The organism is Bacillus sp. JJ1474 (assembly GCF_036965225.1).
In the GTDB taxonomy this organism is placed as follows: Bacteria; Bacillota; Bacilli; order Bacillales; family Cytobacillaceae; genus Cytobacillus.
Map to the genome: position 1 here is coordinate 1 of NZ_JBALPC010000013.1, position 21388 is coordinate 21388.

Genomic DNA, 21388 nt, shown 5'->3' on the forward strand with positions numbered 1-21388 from the left:
ACGGACATATCAAGGGAAGTAGTCGTACAAAAAGTCCAAGCAGATCAGGGATATTCTGCTTTGTACGAAGAATTTTCTGTTCTGTCCTAATTTTCTGCTATTTAATCCAAAAACTCCTTTCTCCTGTTTTTAATAGGTAAAATAATTTTATATAGTGGGAGAGGGTTGGGAGAATGAATAAGGGGTATGAACGTATAAAAAACACTAGTTTACAAGATCGTGTTGTCACACCTGAGGAAGCGGCATCATGGATTCAAGATGGCATGACTCTTGGTTTAAGCGGCTTTACACGTGCGGGGGACGTGAAAGCGGTACCATTTGCTTTAATAGAAAGAGCCAAAACTGAAAACTTCAAAGTAAATGTATATACAGGGGCTTCTTTAGGTTCTGATGTTGATAAATTGTTTGCAGAGGCTGGGATCATTAATAAGCGTTTGCCTTTCCAAGCTGATCCAACGATGAGAAGTGGAATTAATCAAGGGGACTTCTTATTCGTTGACCAGCATTTGTCACACACTGCAGAGTTAATTCGAGCAAATGTAATGGATCCTATTGATTTCGCTATTTTGGAAGCGGTTTCGATTTCGGAGGATGGACAAATTATACCAACTACATCAATCGGAAATTCATTAACCTTTGCACAGCATGCTAAATCCATTATTGTAGAAATCAATCTTGCGCAAACACCAGAATTAGAAGGCTTGCATGATTTATTTGCACCTGGAAGGCAAGGGGAAAGAGAGCCTATTCCACTAACGAAGGCGGATGACCGTATTGGGTCGACAGGCATAAAAGTAGATATCGAGAAGATAAAAGGCATTGTCTTTACAAATCAGGATGATTCTCCTTCAACAATAGTCCCGCCAGATGAGGAAACAAAAGTGATGGCCGGGCATTTACTGGAATTTCTCCGTAAAGAAATAGCAGCCGGGAGATTAACTGAAAAGCTTGCTCCATTGCAATCTGGAATAGGCTCCGTTGCCAATGCGGTTCTTCATGGAATGCTAGATTCAGAGTTTGAGGACTTGGAAGTGTATTCGGAAGTATTGCAGGACGCCGTTTTTGATTTAATGGATGCAGGAAAGGTCCGTTTTGCCTCCTGCTGTTCCATCACATTATCTGAATCAAAAATGAAGCAAGTTTTCTCAAACTTTGATCAGTATCGCGACCGAATTTTGATGAGACCACAAGAAATATCGAATCATCCAGAAATTATCCGCAGACTCGGATTGATTTCAATAAATACAGCTTTGGAATTAGATATTTACGGAAATGTAAACTCCACACATGTACTTGGAACGAAAATGATGAACGGAATTGGAGGTTCTGGTGACTTTGCTAGAAATGCTCGTCTAGCGATTTTTGTGACAAAGTCCATTGCGAAAGATGGTAAAATCTCTAGTATCGTTCCGTTCGCATCCCATGTTGACCATACAGAGCATGATGTTGACGTGATTGTAACAGAGCAAGGCTATGCGGACCTCCGCGGGCTAGCTCCTAGACAGCGTGTCGAATTAATTATTGAAAACTGCGCTCATCCGATGTATCGCGAGCAGCTTCGGGAATATTATCATGAAGCCTTAACAAGAGGCGGCCACACACCTCATGTATTAGAAAAAGCACTTTCTTGGCATTCGGATTTTGCGAAGAATGGAACGATGCTGAAGGCTTTAGTAGAATGTAAATAGATGTGAACTCTAGGTAGATTTTTACCTAGAGTTTTTTTATAGTTTTTGGTCTAATTCTAGCAGCCATCCAATATTTTATATAGAGGTTACAAAGTGTGTAACAAATACTATATGAAAATAGGTGATCCAAAAATGTTTGCTGTTCATTTTTTTGAAAACAAAAATAAGTTACTGTGCCAGCTGCTTAAACGTGTTCCAACAGAAGGTGAGGAACTACACATTAAAGGCCGTAAAGGAAAAATTGTCAGTGTTAAAAATGTAGATGAAAAAAATATAAATGTACAAATAATCTTAGAAACGGTTAAAAAGAATAAACCTGTAGTAGATAATTCGAAAAAGAAGAAAAGGTAGTTAGGCTAGTAGGTACTAAATCCTTAATTGGAAATAGTACCTATTTTTTCATTTGTAATAATGGAAGCAAATGCTATTTAGCATTAAATAATTATTGAAATTTCTGATAATAAATAATATTATGAATATAGCGGCGTCGACAGCCGACACAAGACAGACTAAATAGTAAGGAGACACTTATTGTGGATCAAAATTCACTAGAAAGGGCTCTTCCATTTTATGAGCAGATTCAGCAAACCATTAAAAAGGGGATTTGGGAAGGAATTTACAAGCCGGGTGATAGAATGTACGAATCACAATTAGCGAAACAATTCGCAATAAGCAGAAGTCCAGTTCGCGAAGCTATACGGGCATTAATTAATGAAGGATTACTCATAATGGATGACAAATCACAAATAATCGTTTATAAGCCTTCGTTACAAGATGTCCAAGATATTTATGATTGCCGGCTCGCCCTTGAATCAAAAGCCGTAGCTCTAGCAGCAGTGAGGGCATCTGAAGCACAAATAAATGAGCTAGAAAGCATTTTGTTAGAAACTGAAGAGGCCATTAATAGAAAGGAGAAAGAGGAGATTGTAGCATGCAACTCTGGATTTCATGAGCTAATCATTCATATTAGCGGGAATTTACGATTAAAAAAGCTAGTCAATGAGCTTCATTCCTTAACACACTATTATAGGTTACTAAATCTTGAAGGGGCTAACCGAGCTGAAACAATTTTAAATGGACACAGGCAAATTTTCGAAGCAATTAAAGAAAGAAATTCAGAAAAGGCAGCAAAAAGATTAATAGAACATACAAAAGAAGATCTTGAAAACTTAGTTCAGCTTATTAAAGAAAAGGAGAGATAAGATGAGAATTGTAGATGCGGAAGTGCTGACAGAAAGTGTAGCAAAGCTTTGCTGGGAAGCATGCTACTATTTGCCCGAGGATGTATTGGCAGGATTCAGACAGGCTGAAAAAACCGAAGCTTCTCCAATAGGGAAATCTATTCTGCAACAGCTGCTAGAAAACGCAGAAGAGGCAAAAACGAATCATATGCCGTATTGCCATGATACAGGCATGGCCGTTGTGTTCGTGGAGATGGGACAGGACGTGCATATAACTGGAGGAAATTATCTTGATGCTATACAGGAAGGTGTGCGTACAGGCTATAGAGAAGGCTATCTGCGAAAATCAGTAGTTGGAGACCCATTATTACGTGTAAATACAGGAGACAATACCCCCGCCGTTGTACATACAGAAATTGTTCCAGGGGATCAAATTAAGATTACAGTCCTGCCAAAAGGCGGAGGCAGTGAAAATATGAGTGCTATGAAATTTTTATTGCCTGGTGAAGGTGCCGAGGGAGTTAAGAATTTTGTTATACAGACCATTAAAGAGGCTGGGGGAAAAGCGTGTCCGCCCGTTGTGGTCGGAGTAGGAATTGGCGGAAGCTTTGATAAAGTAACGTCACTTGCGAAACATGCTGTTCTCAGAGAGGTGGGTGTTCATAATCCAGAACCTCATATCGCAAAGCTTGAAGCAGAATTGCTAGAGGCAATTAATAACACCGGAATCGGCCCTCAAGGCCTTGGCGGTACAAGCACAGCTCTATGGGTGCCGATTGAAACATATGCATGCCATATTACAGCACTGCCTGTTGCTGTAAATATTCAATGTCATGCTGCGCGGAAAAAATCTGTGGTCATTTAATCGTATTTTTCAAGATATTGGAGGGATGGAAGAAATGACGGAGTACCGACTGAAAACACCCATCAGTAAGGCAGATGTTGAAAACCTAAAAATAGGAGATACGGTTCTGCTATCAGGAACGATTTATATGGCTAGAGATGCAGCTCATAAAAGGATGGTTGAGCTGCTCGAAAAAGACGAACCATTGCCAGTAGATTTAAAAGGTGAAGTTATTTTTTATGCAGGCCCTTGTCCGCCTAAGCCCGGCCAAGTGATAGGACCCGTTGCACCGACTACAGCATTCAGAATGGATCCGTACGCACCGGCTATGTATGAATACGGAGTAGTTGGAACAATCGGAAAAGGCCCGAGGAGAGATATGGTAAAGGAAGCCTGTCAGCAGTATGGGGCTATTTCCTTTGCAGCCATTGGCGGCTTATCTACTATTTTGAGCAGAAGAATTAAGGCAGAAGTGGTTGTTGCCTATGAAGATCTTGGCCCTGAAGCTATTCGGAGATTGGAAGTAGAGGATTTTCCACTACTCGTAGCTTATGATTCACATGGCGGTGATTTGTATGAGCAGGAAATAGCCAAATATGAAAATTATCATCAAAAAACAAATAAGGGAGCTGTGTGAAAATGAGAAAATATGAAATAGCCGTAATACCTGGGGATGGAATTGGGAAAGAGGTAGTGCCGGTTTCATTAAAGGTTCTAGATACAGTAGCTGAGGTTCATGGAGGATTGAAATTTGAGTATCAAGAATTCCCATGGAGCTGTGATTACTATATGGAACATGGAAAAATGATGCCTGATGATGGATTGAAAACACTTGCAAACTTTGATTCTATTTTTCTAGGGGCCATTGGCAACCCTGCAATCATTGCGGACCACGTGTCTTTATGGGGCCTTCTCATTAAAATTAGAAGAGAATTCGAGCAATCCATTAATATTCGCCCAGCCAAATATTTTAAAGGGCTAAGGTCTCCGCTCGTTAATCCTAACGATTTTGATCTGATTGTCGTTAGAGAAAATAGTGAGGGAGAATATAGTGAGGTAGGGGGAAGAATTCATAAAGGGGAAGATGAACTGGCCATTCAAAATGCTGTCTTTACTAGAAAAGGGACAGAACGTGCGATGAGGTATGCCTTTGAGCTAGCGAAAAAAAGAAGGGGGCATGTGACTTCTGCAACGAAATCCAATGGAATCTTTCACTCTATGCCTTTTTGGGATGAGGTTTTTAAAGATGTTAAATCGGATTATGCTGATATTAAAACAGATTCGTTCCATATTGATGCATTAGCAGCCTTTTTTGTTACGAGACCACAAATATTTGATGTGATTGTCGCAAGTAATTTATTTGGAGATATATTAACAGACATTGGCGGGGCAATTATGGGAAGCATTGGAATTGCTCCGGCTGCGAATATTAATTTAAACGGAAAGTACCCATCGATGTTTGAGCCTGTTCATGGATCAGCTCCTGATATTTATGGAAAAGGAATTTCGAATCCAATTGGACAAATCTGGACGGCAAAAATGATGCTTGATCATTTTGGAGAAGTTGAGTTAGGGAAAAAGCTCCTAGATGTGTTGGAAGATGTAACGAATGATGGCATTAAAACACCGGATATTGGAGGAACTGCTTCAACTGTCGAGGTTGGGGATGAAATCTGTAGAAGGTTAAAGAAGGCAGTGTCTGTTTAAGCAAAAATAATTCAAGATAATCCTGACGAATAGGTTGGGATTATTTTTATTTTAGGGAAAACAGTTAAAATTTGTTCACAAAAGAAAAACCGCAGTTCACGTCTGCGGTTTTTTTATTTTTATTAATAAATGATTATCTGCTCTCGGCGTCTTTAATAATATCAGCGCCAATTATTTCAGCATATTCTTGGTAAACCGGCTCTAGTACTTTCTTAAATGCGTCAATTTCTTCTGCAGATAATTCATTGATTTCAACTAAGCCATTAGATTTAAGTTTGGCTAAAGCATCATCATTTAATTTTGCTGCAGATTCCCTTGCAATCTTAGTTGCTTCATCTACACCTTTTTGAACAACAGCTAACGTTTCATCGTTAAGGCTGTTCCAGAATTTCGTATTTGTTAATAATGCATAGTCAACACGAGTGTGACCCATGATTGTCATATATTTTTGTACTTCATCAAACTTCTTTGATTCAATATTACTGAATGTATTTTCTTGTCCATCAACCGTTCCTTGCTGCAGGGCAGTGTAAAGCTCCGCAAATGGGATGGAAGTTGAACCTGCTCCTAATTTAGTATAAATAGCCTCGAGTAATTGACCACCTTGTGTACGAATTTTCATTCCCTGAAGGTCTTCCGGCTTACTTATCGGATGTTTATCATTTGTCATATGTTTGGCGCCATTTGGCCAGAAAGCACTACCGAGAACACCGTCTTTTTCTAGACGTTTAAAAATCTCTTGTCCTTTTTCTCCATCCCAGAATGCTTCTGCTGCTTCATCACTTTCGAATAAAAACGGCATAGCTGGAATATTAAAGCCAGGGTCGTTACCAACAAGCTTAGACATATCAGGGATAATAAATTGAACGTTATCTGCAACTAAGTTCTGATATTCATCTTTATCACCGAACAATGAGCTGTTAGGATATACTTGGACTTTGATTTTTCCGCCTGATTCAGCTTCAATAACTTCTTTCATTTTCATTGCACCATGATGCTTTGGTGTGTTTTCAGCAACAACGTGTGAAATTTTAATGGTTATTTCTTGTACTCCGCTCTCTTTATTCTCAGTTCCTTCCGCTGTCCCTTCAGAATTACCTTCTGTTTTTTGCGTGGATGAACCGCTGCTACACGCTGCTAGACCGAACACGAATACTAGGGTCAGAGCTGCCAGTAACATTTTTCTCACTTTCTTCATTGGAAATCCCCCTTTTTAATAAATAGGATGAAACGAATCTGTTAATCTCTGTGTGGTCGGCATTTTTTTCAAGAGCTTTACTTGCCTCATCAAATTTTTCAAAGACAAGCTGTGGTATAGAAGTGGCTGCTTGAGCATCTATAAATAATTGCTTTGCCATTTCTACATCCTTTCTCAATAAATCGAGAGCAAATCCAGAGTTGTATTCCTCATTTAAGATGAAATTAGGAAACTTATACTCAGTAGAACCGCTTCTGCCAGTACTATGATTGATGACATGAATAGCCTGTTCAGGTTGAACGTCAAATGCTTCCAATAATTGAACAGCTTCACAAGACGCTAGAAGATGTGTTGCGGATAGGTAATTATTAATAGCTTTCATTAAATGTCCGCTGCCTACTGGACCTATATGAAAAAGATTACTCCCTAAGACACTTAATAAACGCTTACATTTTTCGAATTGTTCTGAAGTTCCTCCTGCCATTACTGTTAGGGAGCCATCAATTGCTTTTTTTACTCCACCGCTAACCGGAGCATCAATAAAGCAAATACGATGGGAATCTAATCTTTCACTATTTTTCCTTGTTTCGGCAGGGTACGAGCTGCTCATATCAATAATCATAAGAGGGTCTTGGTGCATATTTTTTTCAGCGGTGTACGCTTCAAGTATTTCCTGCAAAACCTTGTTAACGATCGTAGAGGAGGGAAGCATGAGGAGAATAAACTGGACATTGTGAACCCAGTCCTCTATTTTTCCGATGTTTCCACCGAAGGATTGAAATTCAAGTTTAGCTGCTTGGTCTATATCTATTCCAAAAACGTTATAGCCTTTTTTTAATAGATTTTTAGCCATAGGCAAACCCATTTTGCCTAGCCCTATAAAACCTACGCTTTCACTCATGAAGGAAATACTCCCTCAAGCTCTTTATGTAAAGAGCCAATCCGTGGATGTGCCCTTCCACTTGCGGTTACAACTGCCGCAATAACAATTTCATCATTTCTTGGCGCATCTGGTATTCTTGTTTCAAAGGTCATATGATGGCTCCTGATTTTTGCATCCATCTTATGCTTGATGGCTAAGTCAAGAGTGGAACCTGCATTCCCTCTTTTTTCTGCGGAAGGAAGTAGAGTTTCAGCACTTCCGCAAAGCGATCGAAATGGATTCCCGAAAGTGAGCGTATGAATAATTGCTGAACCATGCTCTATTTCTCCATCTAAACCAACGAGTGCCCCTTTTCCGTATGCTTCAACTTCTTCTCCAGTAATCCCTAATGCTTCCATAGCCTTTTTAGGTAAAATTTCTCCTAGCTTTTCAGAGTAAGTTTTAATTAAAGGAAGAAGATCTTCTTCATACCTTCCTGCATAAGGATTTTTGATTACAGCCAAGGCAGCTGCAATGCGTACCGGAATTTCTGCCTTTTTGAATCCCTCGATAAATGTTTCTTCCTGGATCGTGACAATCTTTCTAATTTCTAAATCCACAAGCCAACCTCCTTATAAAAAATTGGATACAAATTAATGTACGATCAGATATTTCTATTGATGCTGAAAATATTATAACAAACATATTAAATATTGTGAATATAGAAAATTAAATAAAAATATTGAATTTTCTATTTATTTTTCTGTTCATATCTAGTATATTGAAAAATAGAATGAAATAAAGATTGGATACAATCTAAAAAAAGGAGTTGATTTGTATGAAACTCTTGAAATGGCTTGATCGCATCGAAGAAGGAGCAGCTGGGGTGCTATTTGTTGGAGGGGTATTGGTAAGTTTGTATGGTGTATTTATGAGATATGTGGTGAATGCACCGCCAGCTTGGATTACGGAGGTTTTTGAGTTTTTACTAGTATGGGCAATTTTCTTAGGTTTTGGAATGGCTTTAAAAGATAAAAGACATATTCAAGTGGAGCTTTTGTTTGATTCATTACCTTTTGGAATGAAAAAAGTAGTTGCAACAATCGCTAATATTATTGGTGGATTCTTTTCATTTTTCCTGGCCTATTCGTCATTAGAATTGATTACGCTTTCAAAGGAACAGGGAATGACAACGATTGATGTAGGGATTCCGATTTGGATAACCTATCTCGTTCTTCCTATTGGAATGGGATTGCTTGGACTTTACTTCATAATTAACGCATATCGCGCAATGAAGGGTGATAAGCGTGAACTGGCAGGAGAAATTGAAATGCTTTATGAAGAAATGAAGGAATCAGCGAATAATCCAGGTGACAAGGGGGTAGGGGCATGAGTCCGGTCTTAGTCCTATTTCTAGTATTTGCCATTCTTTGTTTAATCAGAGTACCGATAGCGATCAGTTTAGGGCTTTCAAGTATAGTAGCATTGTCAATGATTGATTTTACACTATATACTGTCATTCAAAAAATGTTTAACTCCTTAAATTCAGCGACCTTAATGGCGATACCAGGCTTCGTTTTTGCCGGTATTATCATGTCAAAGGGCGGTATCTCGTATCATTTAATTGAAGCATTAAAATCATGGGTTGGTCATATTCGGGGCGGTTTAGCAGTTGTTACGATTCTTGCTTGTATGATTTTTGCTGCTATTTCAGGCTCCAGCCCAGCGACAGCTGCTGCGATAGGCAGTATCATGATTCCTGGAATGATTAAAGCGGGCTATAGCAAACGATATGCTATGGGGTTAGTAGCAGCGGCAGGAACGCTCGGAATTTTGATTCCCCCATCTATTCCATTGATCATTTACGCATCGGTAGCAGAGGAATCTGTAGGAAAGCTGTTTGCTGCAGGGGTTCTTCCAGGTCTTATGTTAGGTGGAATCTTGCTAGTGTCAGCAATTGTTAATGCAAGAATTAATAATTATGGACAATTGCCGAAAGAGCCGATGGATGTAAGGTGGAAAAAATCATATAAAGCGATTTGGGGCTTTTTGTTGCCAGTTATTATTCTTGGCGGAATTTACTCGGGGATTGTAACACCAACCGAGGCTGCATTCGTTTCCTGTTTATATGGAGTCATTGTTTCTGTATTTATATATAAGGAGATGACATTCCCTAAATTTAGAGAAATTTTAAAGGAATCAATAAATATTACAGCTATGATCTTTCTAGTCATTGCCTCCGCGATGATTTTTGGAATGTTCTTAACGACTGAACAAGTACCGCAAAATTTTGCTGCTTGGATTGAGGAAAGCTCTTCTAATAAATGGATATTCATGATTGGCGTCAATCTCATGTTCTTTGTACTAGGCATGTTCTTAGAAGCAGTAGCGATTATTTTGATAACTTTGCCTATTTTACTTCCTGTCCTTGTGATATTTGACATTAATATCATCCATTTTGCGATTATTATGACAATTAATATGGAAATTGCAATGATTACTCCTCCAGTCGGATTAAATTTATTCGTAGTCAGTGGAATCACTCGAGAAAAGGTTGGGGAGGTCGTAAAAGGTGTTGCCCCATTCTTTGTCCTTATGGTCGTTGCTTTAATATTGGTCGTTATTTTCCCGCAAATTTCTTTATTTCTAGCAAAATAAATAAAGTGTGTTGTCGATGAGGGGTTCTTTCATGAAACAGTCAAATGATTTTCTTACATTGCAGGAAAAAGTGACAGCAATGATAAGGGAAGCCATTTTTACACAGCAATTTAAGCCTGGAGAAAGATTAATCCAGGATGAATTGGCAACAAAGCTTGGTGTAAGCAGAATGCCGGTGAGGGAGGCATTGCGTTGCCTTGAAAGGGAAGGGCTAGTGATATTTTTTCCTCACAAAGGGGCACAGGTTATTGGAGTTAGTAATGAGGATATTGAAGAGCTTTATTATTTAAGATCTTTATTAGAAGGAATTACTGTGCAAAAATCAATGAATTTTTTAACGAAAAAGGATAAAGCGGAACTCCAAACACTTGTCGAGTCCATGGATCATGATATTGAAACGAACAATATGGACTCTTACATGAACCATAATCAGCAGTTTCACTCATTATTGCAAAAAGGTTGTAAGTGGAAAAAGATAAAAATCCTTACCAAGGAATTAATTGAGGGATATCCGGCGTACGTTCCAATATTAATCCCAAATACTGTCGTAGTTTCTAATCAGGAGCATAAAAATATGCTTAAGGCTTTAGATGAGAATGATCCAATAAAATTAAGATTATTGGTCGAAAATCACATTATGAGGGCTGGAAATAAGCTCCTGGAATTTATAGAAGATTAATTGAACCCATTACGGTAGAGCTAATTTTTCATAGCTCTGCCAACTTTTTATAAAAAATTTGGATCCAATATCCATAAAGGGAGAAAGTTATATGAAAATAAAGCGATCCTACTTATTTGTTCCTGCAACTTCTGAAAAAATGATGGGCAAGGCAATTGCCAGTGAAGCTGATTGTGTGATTTTTGATTTAGAGGATGCAGTGGCAATTAGTGAAAAAGATATTGCAAGAGAAAGAGTAAAAAATTTCCTTATTAATAACCCGCAAGAAAAGGATATTTATGTTCGGATCAATGATATTACAACTCCTTTATGGAGAGCGGATGTTGAGGCTGCTGTTGACGCAGGTGTAGCAGGAATTATTGTGCCCAAATCAGAAAATGGCAGTAACATGAAGGTCATATGTCAAACAGTGATTGAACGCTTTGAAAGATTGGAAAAAGCTGAATGTCCATTTGAGGTATTGCCGCTTATTGAAACCGCAAAGGGGGTTCATTTTGCTTTTGATATCGCAAATGCGCATCATTTCATTCCACGGCTAGTATTTGGTTCGATTGATTACTGTCTCGATCTTGATTGTGAATTGACAGCCAGCGGCGAGGAACTCATTTATGCAAGATCCCAAATTGTCAATGCATCAAGAGCAGCAGGAATCGGAAATCCGGTAGATGCAGTATATCCAGATTTAGCAAATGATGAAGGATTAACTAATGAGGCTGTTCGTGCAAGAAGATCTGGGTTTAAAGCAAAGTTAGCCATCCATCCAAAGCAGCTTGAATCTATTCACCGAGTTTTCACTCCAGAGTCAGAGGAGATAGAAGAAGCAATGGAAATTGTGAAGGCATTTGAGGAAGCAGAACTGAAGGGAATAGCCTCAATTTCAGTTAGAAATAAACTAGTAGACTACCCTGTTTATAAGAAAGCAAAAGGTCTATTACAGTATTCGGGTAAATAAAGTCATTAGGAGGCAATGATTTCGATGATAACTAACGAATTAGTATCCCATATTAAACAAACAAACTATGAAGATATTAGCGAAAATGCCATTTATGAAACAAAACGAAGTCTTCTGAATTGGCTGGGTGTAGCAATTGGAGCAGCTAACCATGAATCGATGGATAAAGTGCTAGCTGTTTCGAAAATGATGGAAAGTACTCCTCAGGCAACTATTTTAGGAAGAAACGAAAAAACGGATATGCTGTTTGCTGCATTATTAAATGGAATGTCATCACATATATTTGATTTCGATGATACGCTGCTGGAAACAGTCCTTCACCCATCTGCACCTGTTTTTCCTGCTATTTTAGCTTTTGCCGAGCACCATAAAAGAACAGGGAAAGAGGTATTAGAGGCATTTATCATTGGCTGCGAGGTTCAAGCAAGATTAGCAAAAGCCATTTATCCATCCCATTATTGGAGGGGCTGGCATATCACTGGAAGTGTCGGGGGAATTGGAGCAGCTGTTGCTATATGCAAACTACTCGGTCTTGATGAGGAAAAAACAGCCTATGCCATTGGAATTGCCGCAACTGACCCAACTGGTTTAAGGGAAATGTTTGGAACGATGACTAAACCTTATCACCCAGGAAAAGCCGCCATGAATGGAATGCTCGCCGCACTTATTGCAGGAGAAGGGTTTACAAGCTCAACAAAGGCTTTAGAGGCTGAACGGGGCTTTATTCATGTATTGTCGGAAGAAAATAAACTAGAGCTTCTAACTGAAGGATGGGGGCAATCATGGGAAATTGAAAAGAACTCCTATAAACCATTTGCAAGCGGAATCGTAACACACCCAGCTATCGATGGAATCATCAACATTCAGAGGGAACACCAGTTACAGGCAGAGGAAGTTGCATCCATTAGTCTTACCGGCCATCCACTCGTAAAAGAGTTAACAGGAAAAACAGAAATTATGACAGGTCTTGAAGGGAAGTTCAGTGTTTTCCACTGTGTCGCTGCAGGATTTCTAAATTTAAAGGCAAGTGTTCATGAGTTTTCAGATGAATTTGTAAATGATCCAAAGATTAAAGAGCTTAGGTCAAAAATCGCGCTTACGATTGATGAAAAAATGAAGGAAGATCAAGCCATAGTCACAGTCACCCTGATAGATGGACGTGAGATTGGGTATTTTGTAGAGCATGCCATTGGCAGTATGGATGTTCCGATGACTGATCAGCAACTAAAGGATAAGTTTTTGGATGTAACAGGAAGGATCATAAGTGAAGAATCTAAGAACAGGCTAATTGATTACGTATATCGATTTGAAGAATTAGATGATTTAAGTGAATTTATTAAACAATGCAAGCCTTCAAAAATAAGTAATCCTATTTATTAGGGAGTAGAACATGAAATAAGCTCATAGCTTTTTCAATGAAAGTGGGAGAGTAGTATGGGTTCTCCAAATGCAAAAAGAAAAGTACATGTAGTTCCAAGTTCAAAACAATCTAGTTCAATTCCCATTGATAGGTCAAAGGTCTTTACGCTTGTTTTAGGCGTTATTATCATGGCCGCTATTTATTTCATACTCCCGGAAAATTATAGTGACACAGCAAAAATCATGCTTGGGCTTTTAGGTATGAGTGTTCTCTATTGGACGTTTGAACCTGTTCCATTAGGAGTGACAGCCGTCCTATTGCTTATCTTAATGACGGTTTTTGAGATTGTCCCAAAAGAAGTGGTATATAGCGGATTTTCATCCCCTGCCGTATTTCTGATTATCGGTGGGATGATGCTTGCGATCGGGGTTAATGACACCCCTCTCGCCAAAAGACTCGCCTATTTTATCCTGGCGAAATGGGGAGGAACGGCAAAAGGATTAGTAGGAAGTATTATTATCATTCCGCAAATTCAGGCTTTCTTTATACCTGCTGTAGCTGTTAGAGCAACCCTTCTTATTCCAGTTGCAATGATGACTCTCGACACAATAGAGGTAAAGGAAAATGGGAATCTGCGGAAAATGATTATGTTAGCCGTAGCTTTTGGAGGGACAATCAGCGGGACTGTTGTCATGACTGCAGCCATTGGCAATATTTTAACTGTTGAGTTATTAAAAGAATTCCTCGGAATTCAAATAACTTATTTTCAATGGTTCCTGTACACAGTACCAATTTGGCTCCTGCTTATTCCGGTAGTTTGGTTCGTTCTATTAAAAAGCTTTGCATTGCAGCCAGAAAATAAGGATTTTCCACATGTGAAGGAAGAAATGAAAAAGAAATTAGATGAGCTTGGAAGCTTAAATGTTCAAGAAAAAAAATGCATCGCGATTCTCATTTTAATTGTAGGGTTATGGTTTACAGAGCCTTTTCACGGATTGCATCCTAGCATCCCAGCACTTTTAGGGGCAATTTTAATGGCTTTCCCAGGAATTGGCTGCTCAAAGTGGGAAAGTATGGTGAAAATAAATTTCGATACCATTTTACTCATGGGGGTTACTTTATCTTTAGGATATGCATTTAATCATTCGGGAGCAACCGAATTGATTGGCGGCAGTTTAACAGCTGGCTGGTTCATTGATCTCCTTCGCTCGCCTATTTTAGCTGTTTTTTCTGTCTTAGTCATTACACAAGTTTTACATTTAGTCGTTGCCAACGTATCGACAGCTGTGGTGATTCTCATTCCAATATTTATAGGGCTAGCAACAACAGCTGGTGCAGATCCTGTTTTAATCTGTGTCACTGCTTCACTTGCTTGTCTGCATGGCTATATTCTTGTAGTAGAAGCAACACCTAATATTGTTGTCCACAGTACTGGACAAATTCAGCAGAAGGATTTTTTAATTCCTGGGTTATGGATGACTATAGCGATGATAGCTGTGACCGTATTAACCGCAGCAACATGGTGGAACTGGATTGGTTTATTGTAAGGATTTATAAAAATGTAAAAAGAAAGGTAGCCGAAAATGTCAGAATTGCGCATAGAGAACAGAGACACTTTACATTTAAAGGTATGCAATATTTTAAGAGAAGCGATTATCAGGGGGGATTTCAGGCCGGGAGAAAGATTAAAGCAATCGGATTTAGCTGATAAATTGGGAGTAAGCCGCATGCCAGTGAGGGAGGCCTTTCGAAAATTGGAATCCGAAGGGCTGATCCTTCTGGAGCCTCATAAAGGAGCTGTTGTAAAATCAATCAACATTGAGGATATAGAAGAAATTTACGCACTCAGAGCAGAGCTTGAAAAAATGGCTGTATATAAAAGCATGGATCTCCTTACAGAAGAGGATAAAAATGAGTTATCCGATCTTGTAGAGAAAATGGAATCTGCTGTGGATGTTGATGAGTTTATTCAGCATAATATTGATTTCCATCGGCTCCTTGTTAGGCGCTGTAAATGGGAAAGACTAAATTCTTTTATCGGGACGTTATGGAGTGGATTCCCGCAGCAGACCCCTCATTTAATAAAGGGGAAAATGGAAACGTCTAATCATGAGCATAGGGAAATTCTTGAGGCTGTTATTAGTGGAAACAAAGAAACTGCAGCCGCACTTGTTTCAAAACATATCTTTAGAACAGGTGAACAATTAATTCAAAGCTTGGAGGATGATAAGGATAATCGGCTTTGAAGTTTTTTTACAATAAAATTGGATCCAATATCCTAAAACGGGAGGGAAACGGCATGGGAAGAATGTTAGAGGATGCGAGTAAAACAATTCTTAAAGAAAATGGAATTCCTATTCCAGGACATTCGGTTATTAGTTCAAGTGCAGAAATTGGAGAGGAGCATATATCGGAACCAAAGGTATTAAAGGCTCTAGTCCCAGTTGGAAAAAGAGGTAAAGCAGGTGCCATTAAATTTGCGGATACGGTTGAAGAAGCAAAGACGAAAGCAGATGAACTTTTTCAAATGGTCGTTAGAAACTACCCTGTAGAAAAAGTCCTTCTAGAAAACAAGATTGATATAGATGAAGAATGGTATGTTTCCATTACGATTGATCCCCAAAAACAGCAGCCAGTCATCATAGCCACGACAGAAGGCGGAGTCGAGGTAGAGGATCTAGTAAGGGATGCCCCACAAAAGGTTGTTATTTATCATGTTGAGCCATTTTCTTCCCTCCATCCTTATCAAGCAAAGGAAATATGGAGCAGACTAGGCGTTATAGGAAAACCTCTTATTAAAGCATCTGCCATCCTTTGTAAACTGTATGATGTTTTTACAAAATACGATTGTTATATTCTTGAGATTAATCCGCTAGTGCTAACAAAGGGTGAGGATGTGATAGCAGCAGCCTCTGTAATGGGGGTAGATGATGCCGCACTTTACAGGCACCCAGAGCTTGATGGACTTGTGGAATCAGGCAGTGAAAGATCATGGAGACCGCTTACTGAATTGGAAAAAGAAATGGTTAAGGTCAATGATGCAGATTACCGCGGGACAGCCCGGTACACGGAAATGGAGGGAGGAGACATTGGATTCATGTGCGGCGGTGGAGGAGGCAGTCTGCTGAGCTTCGATGCACTCGTCCATTTAGGAGCACAGCCGGCTAATTATACAGAAACAGGAGGAAATCCTTCTGAGGAAAAAGTGACGGCATTAACAAAAGGGATTCTCTCCAAAGAAGGAGTAAAAGGTTTATTTGTAGCCCATAACATAACGAATAATACACAAATTGACGTAATGGCAAGAGGAATCGTCAATGCGATTCAAGAACTAAACATTAATCCAGAGCACTTCCCAATCGTTGTCCGGGAAGCAGGGGTAAATGACGAGGAAGGAAAAAGAATCTTCCTTGAAGCTGGAATTACTTATTTTGGAGAAGATCGAACAATTGAGGAAGCGGCGGCTGAAATGGTTAAGAAATTAGAGGAGGTTTTGTAAATGGCTATTCTAGTAGATAAACAGACTCGTCTAGTTGTTCAGGGGATTACAGGCAGAGAGGCTTCCATGATTGTTACCCATACACTTTCCTATGGTACAGCTATTTATGCTGGAGTAACACCTGGAAAAGGAGGACAGTTTGTCCAGGGTGTTCCTGTATACGATACATTGGCCGAGGCTGTTAAAAATCATCAAGTAAATGCGAGTTTAATTGTCGTTCCTCCAGCATTTACTCTAGATGCTGTACTTGAAGCGATTGCAAATGGGATCAAGCTTATTGTCGTAACGACAGAAAATATTCCTCAGCATGACGTAGTAAAACTGTTATTCGCAGCGAAAAAAGAAAAGGTTACGATTATCGGACCTAATACGGTTGGTCTGATTAATCCAAAGGACAAAATCAAAATGGGCTCGATTGGCGGAGATCGTCCAGAACGTTGCTTCATTCCGGGCAGTGTCGGGGTTATATCCAGGAGCGGAGGGATGACTGCTGAAACCTCATGGATGGTGAAACGGGCAGGGTTTGGCGTTTCAACAAGTGTTGGGATTGGCGGTGATAGTTTAATAGGGACGACAATAAAGGATTTGCTCGCTTTGTTTGAAAAAGATGATGAAACGGAAGCAGTGATCACTTATTCTGAACCAGGAACTTCCTTCGAAGAAGAAGCGGCTCAATTTTTACAAGAAGGAGGATTTACAAAGCCTCTCATTTCGTTTGTTGCCGGCAAGTTTACTGAGTCAATGCCTGAAGGGACGGTTTTTGGGCATGCAGGAGCCATGATTTCAGGAAATGTAGGGCGCCCATCCCTTAAGATCCAGGCCCTGAAAGAGGCGGGAGCTCATGTAGTTGATCACTATGATGATATGATTCAAGTGTTGCAAACGGTATTAAATGTAAAAGTGGGTGAAGTGAAATGACATTAACGAAGACGTTAGCTGAGTATGCCACTAAACTTAAATATGAGGATTTGCCTTCAGAGGTTGTTGAGTTTACAAAGCTATGTATTCTTGATTGGTATGGTTCTGCTTTAGCAGGTAAAGATGAAAAGCCTATTCAATCGATAAAGGAATTGATAGAGGAATGGGGCGGTCATGAGCAGGCAACTCTCATTACAGGAGGAAAGTCCTCGATCGGGAATGCGTGCTTAGTAAATGCCGCTTCAAGCCACATTGTTGAATTGGATGATATTCATAAATCCTCCATTATCCACGCTGGAACAGTCGTTATTCCTGCAGCGGTTGCTGTTGCAGAAGGGTACAATTTAAGTGGAAAAGACTTAATTACAGCTGTTGTAGCAGGATATGAAATTTGCTACAGAATTGGTGAAGCGGTTTCCCCCTCCCACTACTACTATTGGCATAATACCGCAACATGTGGAACGTTTGGCTCTGCAGCGGCTGTAGCAAAGCTGTTAAATCTCTCAATCGAACAAACAGCCTATGCATTAGGGAATGCAGGAACACAGGCGGCAGGATTATGGGAATTCATTGAGGATGGAGCAAACACGAAACAGCTTCATACAGCGAAAGCTGCTTATAACGGAACAGTTGCGGCTTTGTTAGCGAAGAAGAATTTCACATCAGCTAGCAAAATTTTAGAAGGCAGACGCGGCTTTTTCCATGCCATGTCTGAGAAATTCGATCCTGAAAAAATAACAACTAATCTTGGCCAGGAATTCAAAATCATCGAGAACAGCTTCAAAATTCATGCATCCTGCCGTCATACGCACCCAGCAATGGACTGTGTCTTAGATATTATGAAAGAACAATCCCTCCAACATGATCAACTTCAAAAGATTACCATTAAAACATATCAAACCGTTCTAAATATCACAGATAATCCGAATCCGAATACCGTTTATGCATCCAAATTCAGCAGCCAGTTTTGTGCAGCCCTTATAGCAGCTAATAGCAGGGCATCACTTAACGATTATAGCGAAGAGATTTTATATTCAGCAGAAATTAGAGAGTTAATGAGTAAAGTAGAGGTTCTAGTCGATCCATACTACGAAAATGCCTATCCAGAAAAATGGGGCGCGAAGGTAGAAATACTATTAAAGGATGGCAGAACATTCATTCAATCTACTGACTATCCGAAGGGGGATCCGGAAAAGCCGGCAGCCAAGGACGAATTGATTCAGAAATTCGAGGTTATGACTTATGGGAAAATTGATAATGCAGAAGACCAAATTAAGGCCATTTTACACTTAGAGGATTGGACTGTAAAAGAGTGGATGTCCTTAAAAGAGGGGGAACCATCGTGCAAACAAATACAGTAACCCCACTGTCTTTCACGAGTCCTTCCAAAAGGAAAGGTAGATTTGTTCTTTCAAGACTGCATTCACTAGCGGGTTTGATCCCGCTAGGCCTTTTTCTCATTCAGCATCTTATGGGAAACGCGTTAGCGATACAAGGAAGTGCAAGATTTAATGAACATGTTCAATTTATGACCAGCTTGCCATTTTTGCTCGTCTTAGAAGTAGTATTTATTGCATTGCCACTGCTGTATCATGCCGTTTATGGAATCTATCTATCTTTTATTTCAACACAGAATGCTCATGTTTATAAATATGGCCGAAATATTAGCTTTGTTTTGCAAAGAGTGACAGGAATCATTACCTTTATTTTCGTTATTTATCATGTGTGGGCATTAAGAATAGGGCCTGTATTGAAGGGAATAGAGGTAGATTTCCAGCTTGTAAGTGAACATTTATCGAATCCTTTTATCTTTGTTTTCTATTTAGCCGGTGTATTGAGTACGGTATACCATTTTTCAAATGGAATATCGACAGCACTTATTACTTGGGGGATTACGATTGGGCCAGCTTCGCAAAATGCCATTCGGAAAGTTTGCACAGTCGTATGTATCGTATTAGCTGTAGTAGGAGTATGGAGCTTAATCTCATTTGTTAGTTAGGGATTCCTCTACAGGAGAAACAACGGGAGAGTGGATGATATATATGAATAATCAAGAAATCATTGTTGTCGGCGGCGGCCTAGCCGGGCTGATGGCGACTATTAAAATAGCAGAAGCCAAAAGAAAAGTGAAATTATTTTCCCTCGTTCCTGTTCGCCGTTCCCATTCAGTATGTGCCCAGGGCGGGATAAATGGTGCGGTGAATACAAAGGGTGAAGGGGACTCCGTATGGGAGCATTTTGATGATACGATTTACGGCGGGGATTTTTTAGCTAACCAGCCGCCGGTAAAAGCGATGTGTGAGGCAGCACCAGACATTATTTATTTACTGGCAAGAATGGGCGTCCAGTTCAACAGGACGGAAGAAGGGCATATTGATTTTAGAAGGCTGGGAGGAGCTAAATATTCAAGAACAGCCTTTGCTGGAGCAACGACAGGACAGCAAATTCTATATGCATTGGATGAACAGGTTCGAAAATATGAGGCGGAAGGACTTGTTGAAAAGTTTGAATATTGGGAATTGGTCTCACTTGTGAAAGATGATGAAGGAAGATGCAGGGGGATTACGGCGCAGAATTTAAAATCAATGGAGATTCAAGTTTTCAAATCTGATGCCGTTATTCTTGCCTCGGGCGGTATCGGAAACATCTTCCGAAAGAGTACAAATTCTATCATTAATACAGGAAGTGCACATAGTATTGCCTACCAGCAAGGCGCTAGATATGCAAATGGGGAGTTTATTCAAATCCATCCAACAGCTATTCCAGGAGATGATAAACTGAGGCTCATGTCTGAATCTGCTCGTGGAGAGGGAGGCAGGGTCTGGGTGTATCGCGATGGAAAGCCGTGGTACTTCCTAGAGGAAAAATATCCTGCCTATGGAAACCTAGTACCGAGAGATATTGCGACAAGGGAAATCTTCCATGTTTGTGTAGATCTGAAGTTAGGGATTAATGGAGAAAATATGGTTTATCTAGATTTATCCCATTTGCCGCCAGAACTGCTTCAGCGTAAACTCGGCGGAATTCTCGATATCTATGAAAAGTTTGTTGGGGATGACCCACGAAAGCTGCCGATGAAAATTTTTCCGGCTATGCATTATTCTATGGGCGGACTTTGGGTTGATTATGAGCAAATGACGAATATCCCTGGGCTTTTCGCTTGTGGAGAATGCGATTATCAATTCCATGGAGCTAATCGCCTTGGCGCTAATTCTTTAGTGTCTGCCATTTATGGAGGTATGGTTGCGGGACCAAATGCAGTGAATTATGTAAGTGGTCTTGCAGAATCATATGATAATCTTCCTTCTTCTATTTTTGAACGTGAGCAAAAAAAGCAGGAGGAAGAAATCGAAAAAATATACAAAATGGATGGGCCGGAAAATCCATATCAATTGCATGTAGAGATGAGCGATTGGATGGTAGATAACGTGACCGTCGTAAGACATAATGACCGTTTGCAAAAAACAGATGAAAAGCTGCAGGAGATTCAGGAGAGGATGAAGCATATTGGAATTGACGACACTTCCAGATGGCAGAACAGAACTGTCCCTTTTGTCCGTCAATTAAAAAATATGCTTGAGCTTGCTAGGGTTATAACGGTAGGCGCCTTAAACCGTAATGAAAGCAGGGGTGCACACTATAAGCCTGAATTTCCGGAACGGGATGACGAGAATTGGCTAAAGACTACGATCGCTACCTATACTCCATTTGGTCCAAGTCTATCCTATGAACCGGTTGATCTGAAATACATCACACCGAGACAAAGAAGATACGACATTGTCACATCTAGAGAAGAACAGCAAAAAAATGAGGAACCTTCAAAGGTTTAAGAAAGGAAGGTG

General features: G+C 39.8%; 21 protein-coding genes. 18 read left to right on the forward strand and 3 right to left on the reverse strand.

What is annotated here, in order from left to right; all coding sequences use genetic code 11:
- Nucleotides 1-173: 173 nt before the first annotated feature.
- The 6 genes from V7164_RS02340 to V7164_RS02365 all read left to right on the forward strand — a co-directional run bounded on the left by V7164_RS02340 (nt 174) and on the right by V7164_RS02365 (nt 5420).
- Nucleotides 174-1688: an acetyl-CoA hydrolase/transferase family protein gene (locus tag V7164_RS02340; RefSeq protein ID WP_335347602.1), complete on the forward strand. Its 1515-nt coding sequence runs from the start codon at nt 174-176 to the stop codon at nt 1686-1688.
- A gap of 132 nt (nt 1689-1820) precedes the next feature.
- Nucleotides 1821-2039: a hypothetical protein gene (locus tag V7164_RS02345; RefSeq protein ID WP_335347603.1), complete on the forward strand. Its 219-nt coding sequence runs from the start codon at nt 1821-1823 to the stop codon at nt 2037-2039.
- A 182-nt stretch (nt 2040-2221) separates the two neighbouring features.
- A complete protein-coding gene (locus V7164_RS02350) occupies nt 2222-2890 on the forward strand; it encodes a GntR family transcriptional regulator (RefSeq protein ID WP_335347604.1) in 669 nt (222 codons plus the stop codon).
- A gap of 1 nt (nt 2891) precedes the next feature.
- Complete coding sequence (locus V7164_RS02355) at nt 2892-3734, forward strand: fumarate hydratase (protein WP_335347605.1); 843 nt, start codon at nt 2892-2894, stop codon at nt 3732-3734.
- A 34-nt stretch (nt 3735-3768) separates the two neighbouring features.
- A complete protein-coding gene (locus V7164_RS02360; protein ID WP_335347606.1) occupies nt 3769-4350 on the forward strand; it encodes a FumA C-terminus/TtdB family hydratase beta subunit in 582 nt (193 codons plus the stop codon).
- A 2-nt stretch (nt 4351-4352) separates the two neighbouring features.
- Nucleotides 4353-5420: a tartrate dehydrogenase gene (locus tag V7164_RS02365; RefSeq protein WP_335353332.1), complete on the forward strand. Its 1068-nt coding sequence runs from the start codon at nt 4353-4355 to the stop codon at nt 5418-5420.
- Nucleotides 5421-5553: 133 nt separating this feature from the next.
- Here the strand turns inward: V7164_RS02365 and V7164_RS02370 are convergent, their stop codons facing one another.
- Genes V7164_RS02370 through V7164_RS02380 form a run of 3 tightly spaced genes read right to left on the reverse strand, consistent with a single transcriptional unit; the run spans nt 5554 to nt 8100 of the window.
- Nucleotides 5554-6618 (reverse strand): DctP family TRAP transporter solute-binding subunit, encoded by a 1065-nt coding sequence (locus V7164_RS02370; protein ID WP_335347608.1) that lies wholly within the window; start codon nt 6616-6618, stop codon nt 5554-5556.
- On the reverse strand, nt 6548-7519 hold the full coding sequence (locus V7164_RS02375) for an NAD(P)-dependent oxidoreductase (protein ID WP_335347609.1): 972 nt from the start codon (nt 7517-7519) through the stop codon (nt 6548-6550). The genes V7164_RS02370 and V7164_RS02375 overlap by 71 nt, the downstream gene beginning before the upstream one ends.
- On the reverse strand, nt 7516-8100 hold the full coding sequence (locus tag V7164_RS02380) for an amino acid synthesis family protein (protein WP_335347610.1): 585 nt from the start codon (nt 8098-8100) through the stop codon (nt 7516-7518). The genes V7164_RS02375 and V7164_RS02380 overlap by 4 nt, the downstream gene beginning before the upstream one ends.
- Before the next feature lie 218 nt (nt 8101-8318).
- Between V7164_RS02380 and V7164_RS02385 the strand changes: the two genes are divergently transcribed.
- The 12 genes from V7164_RS02385 to sdhA all read left to right on the forward strand — a co-directional run bounded on the left by V7164_RS02385 (nt 8319) and on the right by sdhA (nt 21376).
- Entirely contained in the window at nt 8319-8873 is a 555-nt protein-coding gene (locus V7164_RS02385) for a TRAP transporter small permease (protein ID WP_335344350.1), read from the forward strand.
- Entirely contained in the window at nt 8870-10138 is a 1269-nt protein-coding gene (locus tag V7164_RS02390) for a TRAP transporter large permease (RefSeq protein ID WP_335353333.1), read from the forward strand. The genes V7164_RS02385 and V7164_RS02390 overlap by 4 nt, the downstream gene beginning before the upstream one ends.
- Before the next feature lie 31 nt (nt 10139-10169).
- Complete coding sequence (locus V7164_RS02395; protein WP_335344353.1) at nt 10170-10817, forward strand: GntR family transcriptional regulator; 648 nt, start codon at nt 10170-10172, stop codon at nt 10815-10817.
- A gap of 91 nt (nt 10818-10908) precedes the next feature.
- Nucleotides 10909-11769 (forward strand): HpcH/HpaI aldolase/citrate lyase family protein, encoded by an 861-nt coding sequence (locus V7164_RS02400; RefSeq protein WP_335353334.1) that lies wholly within the window; start codon nt 10909-10911, stop codon nt 11767-11769.
- A gap of 24 nt (nt 11770-11793) precedes the next feature.
- Nucleotides 11794-13149, forward strand: a complete 1356-nt coding sequence (locus V7164_RS02405; RefSeq protein ID WP_335353335.1) for an MmgE/PrpD family protein — start codon at nt 11794-11796, stop codon at nt 13147-13149.
- Nucleotides 13150-13203: 54 nt separating this feature from the next.
- Nucleotides 13204-14676, forward strand: coding sequence for an SLC13 family permease (locus V7164_RS02410; RefSeq protein ID WP_335344356.1), 1473 nt, complete (start codon nt 13204-13206; stop codon nt 14674-14676).
- A gap of 36 nt (nt 14677-14712) precedes the next feature.
- A complete protein-coding gene (locus V7164_RS02415; RefSeq protein ID WP_335344357.1) occupies nt 14713-15375 on the forward strand; it encodes a GntR family transcriptional regulator in 663 nt (220 codons plus the stop codon).
- Nucleotides 15376-15428: 53 nt separating this feature from the next.
- Complete coding sequence (locus tag V7164_RS02420; RefSeq protein ID WP_335344358.1) at nt 15429-16628, forward strand: ATP-grasp domain-containing protein; 1200 nt, start codon at nt 15429-15431, stop codon at nt 16626-16628.
- Nucleotides 16629-17546 (forward strand): succinate--CoA ligase subunit alpha, encoded by a 918-nt coding sequence (locus V7164_RS02425; protein WP_335344359.1) that lies wholly within the window; start codon nt 16629-16631, stop codon nt 17544-17546.
- Nucleotides 17543-18907: an MmgE/PrpD family protein gene (locus V7164_RS02430; protein WP_335344360.1), complete on the forward strand. Its 1365-nt coding sequence runs from the start codon at nt 17543-17545 to the stop codon at nt 18905-18907. The genes V7164_RS02425 and V7164_RS02430 overlap by 4 nt, the downstream gene beginning before the upstream one ends.
- A complete protein-coding gene (locus V7164_RS02435; RefSeq protein WP_438823948.1) occupies nt 18889-19545 on the forward strand; it encodes a succinate dehydrogenase cytochrome b558 subunit in 657 nt (218 codons plus the stop codon). Before V7164_RS02430 ends, V7164_RS02435 begins: the two co-directional genes overlap by 19 nt.
- A 43-nt stretch (nt 19546-19588) precedes the next feature.
- On the forward strand, nt 19589-21376 hold the full coding sequence (gene sdhA / locus V7164_RS02440; protein WP_335344361.1) for a succinate dehydrogenase flavoprotein subunit: 1788 nt from the start codon (nt 19589-19591) through the stop codon (nt 21374-21376).
- Nucleotides 21377-21388: the final 12 nt, after the last annotated feature.